The sequence below is a fragment of the Ruania albidiflava DSM 18029 genome (assembly GCF_000421225.1).
In the GTDB taxonomy this organism is placed as follows: Bacteria; Actinomycetota; Actinomycetes; order Actinomycetales; family Beutenbergiaceae; genus Ruania; species Ruania albidiflava.
The window spans coordinates 89,710-98,535 of sequence record NZ_ATWL01000014.1 but is presented as its reverse complement, the minus strand read 5'-3'; the positions used below and the strand labels follow the sequence as shown (position 1 = coordinate 98,535).

Sequence of the window (8,826 nt, the reverse complement as noted above, 5' to 3'; positions counted from 1 at the left end):
GTGCCTTGTTCGCTGAGCAGGGGTGGCAGCAGGTCTGGGGGCGGTTGAGCAGCGGGTTGTCCGTGCTGGTGCCGAGACCGGCGAAGTCCTCGATCGTGCAGGCGATGCGGCGGGTGGGGCCCGGGCCGTTGCGTGAGTTGTTCACGCTGCTCGCTGGCTCCGCGGCCACCCACGCCGAGGATTCGGTGAGGTTCGCGGGCCGCCTGGTGGTAGCGATCGACGGCACCCAGATCCCGGTCGCGGACACCGAGGCGAATCAGGTGGCCTTCCCCAAACCCCGCGGCGGCCCGAACGGGGAAGCCGGCTACCCGTTCCTGCGCTTGGTCGCGTTGCTGGCCTGCGGGACCAGGACCGTCATCGAGGCCGTGTTCGGGTCCGACCGGGTCGGTGAGCTCGGCTATGCCCGGCAGCTGACCGGTGCATTGCGCCCTGGGATGCTGCTGCTCGGGGATCGGAACTTCGCCACCTACCAGGTCTTCAGCGACGTTCATGACGGCGCGGGCGCCGATTTCCTCATCCGGGCCAAGACCGGGAACGGGGCAATGGCTCTGGTGCCGCAGGAACGGCTTCCCGACGGCTCCTACCTCGCCCAAGCACGAGGCGTGAGCGTTCGAGTGATCAACGCCCAGATCGCCATCATCACCGAGTCCGGGACCCGCACTGGCAACTACCGGCTGATCACCACGCTGCTGGATCCCGAGCAAGCACCGGCACAGGCACTGCTCCGGCTCTATCACGAACGCTGGGAGATCGAGACGGCCTACTGCGAGCTGAAGTCCACGATCCTTGCCGGCCGGGTGCTGCGCGGCAAGCACCCGGCCGCCGTCACCCAAGAGGTCTGGGCACTGCTGGCCGCCTACCAGGTGCTGCGCATCGCGATCAGCGACACCGCTCTGGCCCGTCCAGACCTCGATCCTGACCGGCTCTCGTTCACCACCGCACTGCGGACAGCACGCGATCAGATCATCCAAGCCGCGGGCACCATCACCGGCACCACGATCGATCTCATCGGGCGCATCGGCGCCGCCCTCCTGGACGAGGTCATGCCAGCACGCCGGACCCGCACCCGGCAGCGAGTCATCAAACGCGCGATCTCGAAATACCGCGCCAAAGGCCGAGACACCATCGACCGACGAACCTATCCAGCGACACTCCACACGAAGATCTTGACGACCGGACCCGACGGCTAACCGAACGGCGTTGGAGCTAGTACCTCGGGACCTGCGCAACTTGCTGTACTGCTACGGGCGCGGCCCGACCAGGCTTGCCGGACGCTCGATCGAGCGCCTTTCCCCAGAGGTGTGGTCTCGCTCAGCATTCCTTGGTCGGATGCAGTATCTGCTCGCACCACCACTTCCGATCCCCAAGCTCACCGCCCTAGTGGTGGCAGCGTGGGCTCACGGTGTGGTCGTACTGGCGCAGGAAGACATGCGTCCGCACCTGGCTGATCGAGCGTTGTACCCAGCGGGCGAGCCTGACTCGTTGATCTGCCAGCTCCAGTCTGAGCCCGACCGCTGCCGCAAGATCCAAGACCGGGCCACCCGTTGGGTAGCAGCCCGTGCGACGTCCAAGTCCCTGGTGGCGTCGGTACGATCATTGCTTTCCTATGCCGCACGCTGAGCCGGCCGTCTCACCGAGGCCAGGTCAGAGGGCCGCCGGAGAGTCACCACAGCGAGTCGACGGCCGCCGCGATCCGTGCGCAGTTCTGGCGGTCGTCATAGGAGAAGATGCGGCTAACTCGCGAGTCGTAGCGCGCCTCACGGACAAAGCCGCCGGCAGCATAGCCTTCGAGCGCCTCGACGGCCTGCGAGATAGTGCTGACCACGGGTCCGAAACCATCCCGCTCTGCGTCGAACCAGGATGTGCCGCCGTGGCCGGCTTCGTACTCCTCCCGGTCGAACTGCGCGTAGACCACGGGTGCGCCCACATAGGCGACATCGAACTGTACGGAGGAGTAGTCCGTGAGCAGCAGTGCACAGCTGCGGAGCAGGTGCGGGATGTCGGCCGTGGTGCCGTCCAGGATCGTGATCCGGTCGCTGCCCAGGTCGTCGGGATGCAGGAGCCCGGCGAGGTTGTAGTGCGGGACGACCAGCATGGTCAGGTCGTGCCTCGTCAGCACGCGGGCCAGCTCACCGCTGGCCAGGAGCCCGTGCACGAAGCGCTGGTACGTCGAGCCCTGGTACCCCACCAGCACGGTGTCATCGCCGCCGAAGAGCTTCGGGACGAGGTAGCGGCGCCAGGTCGGCATGAACAGCACCGTGCGGCTCGGCCGCTCCGGTACCAGGTTGTCGTAGCGTGCCAGCCCGGTCTCGCGCAGCTGTGCGCTGGTGTAGCCGGAGGTGCGCGCGAGGGCGTCGGCTTCCTGCGCGCCCACGGTGGCGATCAGGTCGTAGCCTCCGTTGCCTCTCTTCACCGCGTCCGGGCTCAGGTGCACTCCGTGCTTGAGGTAGACCCGGCGCGCACCCACCCGCCAGGCGCACTGGTTCATGTACGCACCCGGCCGCCACCGGCTCGGCAGCATGTGCTTGATCGAGTAGGCGTTGGCGATCACCGAGGCGTGCAGCATGAGCAGCCGGTGCCGCCAGGAGGAGTGCCAGACCACGTGGCCGAGTGCCGCCACATCAGCAGCCGTCGGACTGTCCTTGGCGATCACGTAGTAGATCGGTTCCTCGGGCCGTTCCCGCCGCAGATGGGCGAAGAAGGCAAACCCGTTGTCGCGGGCAGTCTCTGGTCTCTCCCCGACGAGCCAGATCTGCCCACGCGGGACCAACGGACGCGTCAGGGCCCGTACTGGTCGCACCCACGTGAACCGACGTGAACGAGCGATGAATGCGAGCTCGCGCGCGGCATTGCGCGCTGCCCATCCGATGCGCGCTCCGCGCGTCCACGCGGAGATCCGCAACCAGGTAGCCGAGCGTCCGGCAGCAGGGAACACCTGAACCCGCCGCTCGCCCACCGGTTCCGGGCGAGAGCAAGCGAGGAGGCCGGGTGTTGTGGCTACCGGTACCCAGGACTCGTGCCGTTCGGGCGCGACCTCCAACCGCATCGCAGCGTTCGGTAGCTGCTTCGCGGGAACGGTGAACCGCAGCGCCGAGCACGTCCGTCTGCCCGCGTGGTCCACACGTTCAGCAATCGTCGCCGTCTCCGCCAGGACAACAGTGCCCCAGCGGGTACGGAGCCGGAGCCGAAACCGGGCGGTCGGTTCTTCGTCCGTGCCGAGGAGGCGAACAGCGATGACCAAGGCGTCTGTGGAGCGGTCGACGAACTCGCACACTGGTCTCAAGGTCATAGCGCACATACTTTACGAGAACCTGTCCGCGCGGTGTCGTCCCCGTGTCCTCAGGGAGAACAGCTAGGGTCAGTCAGGCAGCAGGTTCGACCTTGAACCAGGAAGGCATACCGGATGTCTGATCGCCCTGTGGTGATCTTGATGACCAGCAACGGTGTAGGAATGGGGCACTTGTCCCGCCAGCTCACCGTTGCGCTCAGTGGCGCCCACCGGTTCGACGCGGTCGTCTTCAGCCTCTCCCGCGCACTCCCGAGAGTCATCGCGGCGACGGCCAGCGGCGAGCTGCCGGGCGCCGCCGAACGTGGCATCCGGTTCGAGTACGCACCGAGCTGGGAGTCCGGATGGCCTCCAACCGGCTGGCGCGCCCCGATTCGCCGCCGCTACAGGTCCTACCGGTGGGCTCCGTACCTGCGGGATCGGATCCGCGCACTGGCAGTCGAGACCGGCGCCCAGGCGCTTGTTTTCGACGGCGTCGCCCCCTATCCCGGGTTGCTTGCTGCGCGCGAGCACCTGCCCAGCCTCCGGTTCGGCTGGGTACGTCGCGGTTTGTGGCGACCAGAAGCGCCAGCCTCCCGTCTCGACCTCTCCCGGTACTTCGACCTGACGATCGAACCGGGTGACGTCGCCAGAGCCTGGGACCACGGCCCCACGCGGGATCGCACTGACGTGGAACGGCTCGAAGGCGCGGTCAGCCTGACCAACGTGCTCGAGCCGCTCCCGAGAGCGCAGGCTCGCGCCAAGCTGGGGCTGCCGACCGATCGGCCGGTCCTGCTCCTCACACCGGGCTCGGGGGCGTTGGCCTCTGTGGACGCTACCGGCGCCGAGGTGCTCGACGCCATCCGTCGCTCGCACCCGGAATGGTTAGTCGCCGTGACACGCCAGTCCATCGCGCAGCACTCCATCGGTGGGGATACCGGCCGAGTCGTAGTTCTTGAGGACGTGTTCCCGCTGGTGCGATACCTCACCGCATTCGACGCGGCAGTGGGCGTGGGTGGTTACAACGGTGTGCACGAGCTGCTCAGCACCCAGATCCCGACGTTGCTGATCCCGAGCCTGCATCACGCCACCGACGATCAACCGGCACGCACCGAAGGCGCAAGAGAGCGGGGCGTGGCGCTCACCGTGCAGCACAGCATCGCCGCATCGATCGACCGGTTGCTGGACCCAGGAGTCCAGGACGAGCTGCGCGCGGCTATGGCCGCGCTGGAACCGGCCGACGCCGGGCGGGAGATCGCTGATCGCGTCACCGCGCTAGCGCTTGGTGGGACGCCAGCATCCACCTGGCCCGATGCCAGCCCGCGGCGTCCGTTGCTGGACCTGCGCACCCGGGCGCGCGTCGGCACGTCGACAGCACTGCGATGGACGCACGAGCCGGACCGCGCCATGCTCGCCGATGCCCGCCCCGTCGAACATGTGCTCGCCGGTTCCTCTCCGCACTACGCCGAGGTCCGGCGTCGGATCGCCACCTGGCTGTACCGGACGCGGTGACTACGTCTCAGCTCGCGTTCAGAAGGGGCCCCGGCGGGTGCGGCCGCGCCGTTGTCGCGCCAGCTGGCGGGCCCGACGTACGGCACCGGCGCGACCACGAAGCGCGGTGAGCACAGCCCGGAGCCACAGCTTGCCCCCCTCGGCCCGCGCCCATCTAGCAGGAGGAGCCGGCACAGTGGCCAGTGGGACGATGCCGAGATCGTCACCGCGAGTCCAGATCCGCACCCGTGGGTCGCCAGCGGGCATCCGTTCGCGGTCGAAGTCCAGGCCGAGCGCGAGCAGCCTGTCCGTTCCGACATGCTCGGTCTGCAACCACGCTTGTGACCACAGCGCTACGTCAGCTGGTCCCCCCTCGGGTAGCAGCACGCGCACCACAGCCGTGCTCTGGGTCCGCATCCGCAGCAAGCGGCGCACGGCACCGCGCGCGAACACCACCGGGGCCGTGACTACGAGCACGAACCCAGCGGGGGCATCAGGTGAGGCGCCGACTCTCGGAGGTGCAGCCGTCACAGCTCTGGATGGTGAGAGCACCTGGATGCGCCCGACCTGGCCGGCCAGCGAGCCACTGACCGCGCGCACCTGTTCCGGGCGCCAGCCGTGGGCGGCGACCAGGGCAAGCACATCGGAACTATGGCTGGAAGTCATAGCGGCATCGTATGTCTAGGAGCACGCCGCTCCATCAGGTCGAACAGTTGCGTCCCTATACTCGCCGGGTGGACATCCGCAGCGACAACCCCGTGGGCCGGGTGCCGGATACCCGCAGCACCCGTCGCGGCTTGCTCCGTCTCGCACCAGATGGGTGGCGACTCGGGCCGCACAGCGGCTCGTGGACCGGTTCCGGCCCTGACCGGCTCCTCGATCGTCTCGACGTGCTGCACAGCGTGCACTGCACCGGCACCCCGTTGCCCGGCGTCGCGCAGGTGTGCGCACAGACGCTACATCGCGCCGTTGCCCGCGGCACCTACATCAGCGGCATCCTGACCGCTGATGTCGCGGACCATGTCACAACGGAGCTGCTCACGACGATCAGACCGACGCCGCACCCTGGGGAGATCGGAGACCTGGACTGGGACGTGGCATGCGTCGAGCAGCGCCGCGCTGCGCTGCGCCCGCTGGTGCCGCGTCTTCCCGAGATGAGTGTCGTGCTGGTGAGTCGTCGACCCGACCTGGTGCCCGCGATGGTCCGCAGGCTCGCGCAGCAGCGCTACCCAGACCTGGAAATCGTCGTCGGCGTGCACGGGGCGCCGGTCCCACCTGGTCTCGGCGCAGCTGCTGGCGACAGACCTGTGGTGGCGCGCCAGCTCGACGCGAACCTTGTGTTCGGAGACGCGCTGAACGAAGCTTTCTCGCTGGCATCCGGCGAGCTGGTGAACAAGATGGATGACGACGACTACATCGGTGCCGACCACCTGTGGGACTTGGCGGCGGCGCACGCCTATTCCGGTGCCACGTTGGTCGGCAAGACCACCACTGTGGTCTATCTCGAGGCGCTCGACGCGACCGTACGACGCGTGTTCGGCGCCCGGGAGAGCTTCACCCACCGCGTAGCAGGAAGCACGATGACCCTCGCTCGTGAGGACCTGCGCTCTGTGGGCGGGTGGGCATCTGTGCCGCGCGGGGTGGACACCGAGCTGCTTGCCTCTGTGCACCGGCACGGCGGCACCACCTACCAGCCACACGACATCGGGTATCTCTATGTGCGCGGCAGCGATCCGCACACGCACACCTGGACCACCGACGTCGGACATTTCCTCCGCAATGTCCGCGAGCAGTGGATCGGGATGCTGCAGCATCCCGCATTCGGCACCGGCACCGACTCCGAGGGAGCCGCATGACACCATTTGATGAGACGACACTGATCCTGACCGTGGGCGGGCCCAGGCGTGCCACGCTTCGGTGGTTGGAGAAGTGGCAGGACGACGAACAGCTACGGGACGTGCCGCTGATCATCGCCCACCACCCGAACGCTGAGCCGATCATGGAGCAGGTTCGCGCACTGGCACCGGGGGCCCGCGAATTCCAGCTGCCGGTCGACGAGAGCTCCGAGCGCGTACTCACCGCCGACGCCTACGAGGCGATCTTTGCGACGGTGACCACGCGCTACGTAGCGTTGGCAGAGTCCCGTCGGAAGACCCGGGACCCCATAGGAGCTCTGCGCGAACAGCTGGTGCGCAGCCAGCAGCGGGTCGCTGCTGTTGGGCTGACGATGGACGTCACATGCCTGCTGTTCACCAAGCAGCAGCGCTCCACGCCCACCCGCGCCTACCTGCGCTGGATCCTCTCCCGGGGGGCAGTGGTGCAGCCCCTGACGGACTATCTCGGCTATCTGGCCCTGATGACCGGGACCAGCAGCCTAGAGGGCGTAGACCCGGTGTACGCCAACACCGCGATCGATCTACAGGCCAGGGTCGCCATCGGCAGGTTCAACTCGGCCGACCCGCCACCATGGCGCTACCGCGTCGTGGTCGGCGGTCGGCACGGTGTGGTCCACAGCGAGGACGTGGCTCAGGTATGTCAGCGGATCAGCAACCAGGGGGTTCGCCGTTGGGAGAACCTGCGTGCCCGGTTGTCGCTGACTGACGTGCCGGACGGAAACCATCTGATCATGGTGGGCCTGGAGACGGAACACGATGCTCTTCGCGTGCTACGTCCGCTCCGCCCGCGACCGGGGGTGCTTTCCTCTGCCCGCACCTACCTGTTGGACGAGCAGCGCAAGCAACAGCAGACCCGCTACTTGGTGCACGCCATCCGGCGAGCACCGCACACGTGGATCACAGTGCAGCACGGTGTAGGTGACGATGCCCGCCGGCGCTGGTACCGGACCCTCATTCGCAAGGATCTACGCGTGGCGTTGCGCGGCCGCAGCACCGGGAACCGGATGCGTCTGGCGCGTCTGGTCCGGCTGGTCACCGCACCTTTCATGCGCCAGCGGCAGGTATGGCTCGTTGGCGAGCGCGCGGACACCGCCCAGGACAACGGCTATCACCTGTTCCGGTACCTGCGGACCACCCAGCCCACCCGTCGGGTGTACTACGTGATCGACACCTCCAGTCCGCACTACGAGCGGGTTCGTGGTCTCGGCCAGGTGGTCAAGCACTCCTCACTCCGGCACCAGTTCCTCATGCTGCACGCCAGCGTCCTGGCGAATGCCTACTCGGTCCGGCACATGATTCCGAAGCAATGGACCCCCGTCGGCTACACCCGTCATCTTGCCTGGCGCGTCGGCGCAGTGCGCGTGTACCTCAAGCATGGGGTGAACGTATCGGCGAACTCCGTCAAGCGCGGCACCGGCGGGTACGACCTGTACCTGAGCGTCAACCCCAGAGAGAGCGCTGCGCTGCGGGAGAGCTCGGGCTACGACCGCCAGATCGTGGAGACCGGCATGCCACGATACGACGCGCTGGAACCGGGACCGAGCAGTCGCACGGTGCTGTTCATGCCCACCTGGCGGCGCTATCTCGTGCCGAAGCTGTTCAGCGGCATGGACTCCTCGCTGGTGCCGTTCGAAGGGTCGACGTATGAGACCTTCCTCCGCTCGTTCCTGTCGAGCCCGCGCCTGCACGAGATGCTCGAGCGGTATGACTACCGGCTGCAGTTCCTCCCCCACTACAACCTGCGCGAGCAGCTCTCGGCGTTCCAGATGAGCAGCCCACGGACCGTTCTGGCGGACACAGATCGCACGCCTTTCCAGGACCTGATCCGAGGCTGCGATGCCTTCGTCACCGACCACTCCTCGGTGCACTTCGATGTCGCCTACCTGGGTACACCCATCATCTACACCCACTTCGACAAGGACGAGTACGCGAGCGGTCATGCGTCGGTGTCCTGGTTCGAACATGTCCGAGACGGGTTCGGCCCCGTGGTGTACACGGTGGCCGAGACTCTGGATGCGCTCGAGGAGGTCCTTGCCCGAGGCTGCGCGCCCGATCCCTTCTACACCGCTCGGGTAGACGCCGCCTTCACCTACCGGGACCACGACAACTGCCGGCGCGTCGTCTCCGCGGTCGAAACCCTCCTGCAGGAGTCGTCGGTCAACCCCTGAGACGACG

6 protein-coding genes are annotated in these 8,826 nt (G+C 67.4%); 4 read left to right on the top strand and 2 right to left on the bottom strand.

Going from position 1 to position 8,826, the window contains the following annotated elements; genetic code table 11:
- Positions 1–1,190, top strand: a 1,190-nt coding sequence (locus K338_RS0115195; protein ID WP_027286769.1) for an IS4 family transposase, incomplete at its 5' end; no start/stop codon positions are given.
- Positions 1,191–1,663: 473 nt separating this feature from the next.
- Here the strand turns inward: K338_RS0115195 and K338_RS0115190 are convergent.
- Entirely contained in the window at positions 1,664–2,800 is a 1,137-nt protein-coding gene (locus tag K338_RS0115190; RefSeq protein ID WP_169579571.1) for a CDP-glycerol glycerophosphotransferase family protein, read from the bottom strand.
- Positions 2,801–3,403: 603 nt separating this feature from the next.
- Here K338_RS0115190 and K338_RS0115185 point away from each other — a divergent pair.
- Positions 3,404–4,777, top strand: a complete 1,374-nt coding sequence (locus tag K338_RS0115185; protein ID WP_157612510.1) for a glycosyltransferase family protein — start codon at positions 3,404–3,406, stop codon at positions 4,775–4,777.
- Positions 4,778–4,795: 18 nt separating this feature from the next.
- Here K338_RS0115185 and K338_RS0115180 read toward each other — a convergent pair whose 3' ends face one another.
- Positions 4,796–5,422 carry a hypothetical protein gene (locus tag K338_RS0115180; protein WP_027286894.1) on the bottom strand — a complete coding sequence of 209 codons (627 nt, stop codon included), beginning with the start codon at positions 5,420–5,422 and terminating at the stop codon, positions 4,796–4,798.
- 68 nt (positions 5,423–5,490) lie between these two features.
- On the opposite strand from K338_RS0115180, the gene K338_RS24695 reads away from it, so the two are divergent.
- Both K338_RS24695 and K338_RS0115170 read left to right on the top strand, forming a co-directional pair.
- A complete protein-coding gene (locus tag K338_RS24695; RefSeq protein WP_022919020.1) occupies positions 5,491–6,612 on the top strand; it encodes a glycosyltransferase family 2 protein in 1,122 nt (373 codons plus the stop codon).
- Positions 6,609–8,819 (top strand): CDP-glycerol glycerophosphotransferase family protein, encoded by a 2,211-nt coding sequence (locus K338_RS0115170; protein WP_084481277.1) that lies wholly within the window; start codon positions 6,609–6,611, stop codon positions 8,817–8,819. The genes K338_RS24695 and K338_RS0115170 overlap by 4 nt, the downstream gene beginning before the upstream one ends.
- Positions 8,820–8,826: the final 7 nt, after the last annotated feature.